3 protein-coding genes are annotated in these 1,346 nt (G+C 43.9%); all 3 read left to right on the top strand.

The window, feature by feature from the left end:
- On the top strand, positions 1-579 hold a 579-nt coding region (locus ACQCLF_RS15980; RefSeq protein WP_426989080.1), incomplete at its 5' end, for a hypothetical protein.
- 10 nt (positions 580-589) lie between these two features.
- Positions 590-1,069 (top strand): hypothetical protein, encoded by a 480-nt coding sequence (locus ACQCLF_RS15975; RefSeq protein WP_426989078.1) that lies wholly within the window; start codon positions 590-592, stop codon positions 1,067-1,069.
- 56 nt (positions 1,070-1,125) lie between these two features.
- A partial coding sequence (locus ACQCLF_RS15970) for an RHS repeat-associated core domain-containing protein (protein ID WP_426989076.1) occupies positions 1,126-1,346 on the top strand: 221 nt, incomplete at its 3' end.

Here is a 1,346-nt window from a genome sequence, read left to right as displayed (position 1 = left end):
GATGGCCAAAAGTATGTCGTTCACATTGATGCCGAGGCGTTCGAGGCGGGTACGAGTGGAGGTGGGGCCGCTAACGATTCTAGTGTAGGTACAGGCAACAGCCACAGCGACGACAGCGAATCTCGGAATGGGAGGGGGACGTCGTTGGATGAAGAAGAGGGGATGGTTGAATTTAATTATAAAACTGATGGCCTGGAAAAGTTTCAGGAAGCGGTTGAAAAATACGACGTTACGAATCTGTTTAAGCAGGTTTTACCTCCTGGTAAACATGTGATCAATGTGTCTATAGACCCTTCTCTTGGGAGTGACGTTGGAATGCACAATCCAGATGCAAGTGCTATCCTTGTTAATCCCGACTATCTTGCAGGAAGAAGTTTGGCGGTTATCGGAAGTTCGGTAGGTCATGAGCTAATACACGTTAATGATCGGCTGCGTGGGCGAATAAACTCCTACGAATCAGAGAGTATGAGAGCTAGCGAACGCGGCGCATATTCTTGGCAAGTTTCAACAGCAAACCATTTTGGATTGTCGAGACCGTACAGAACATGGCTTAGAAACAAAATTTCCGGTTACCGTTGAGGCTACTGTTATGAAAAGATATTTTGTGGTATGGGCAGCTTTATTTATTTATTATAAAGCTTTTGGTGATGAGCTGATAGTTCCAGATTTCAGAGAATTTCCTATTGATGAGGTTGTGTATAAATCCACACTTCCTGAACCGTTTGGCGATGTAAAAATCACTGTTAGAGAAAAGGGTCGTGATAGACGTGTTCACTCATGGTTGATTGAAGCTATGGGGATGCGGGAAGTGATTGAGGCGGAAGATTTTGGCTATTTCGACCATTTGGGCTTTCCAGATATTAGTGTCAGAGACTCTTTAACGAATATAGATGGAACAATAAAAGAGTTTGATGTGTCCTTTGATTATGGAATGCCGATTAAAATTGAGGTAAATAGCGCGCCTGGTTGTAGTTCGCCATGTTACATATTTGATCGATCATCGGTTATTTTTTCGATTAACTTTAAAGGCCGAGTGCAAGTTAATAAGATTAATCCAAAAGAACAATAAAAAAGTCCTGTTTTTCCGTATTAAATAAACAATAGCGCAAACTAATATGGAGGCGTGTGTACGGTTTCACTCTGGGCCGGTTCCTGAGCGCGGACCTGTACGTTCAGTCACCGTACAACAGCCAAAGCTTAAACCGTTACTCGTATACGTTTAATAACCCGCTGAGTTATACGGATCCGACGGGGTACCGAAGCATGGCCGGAGAAATGGTCATTCGTGGTCAAACCATCAGTGACCGCCAGCGCGATGCCATTATGGCCAGCAATCGACAAATGCT

The organism is Marinimicrobium sp. ARAG 43.8, from assembly GCF_050113635.1.
Classification (GTDB): domain Bacteria; phylum Pseudomonadota; class Gammaproteobacteria; order Pseudomonadales; family Cellvibrionaceae; genus Marinimicrobium.
This window is presented reverse-complemented; position numbering and strand designations above follow the sequence as displayed.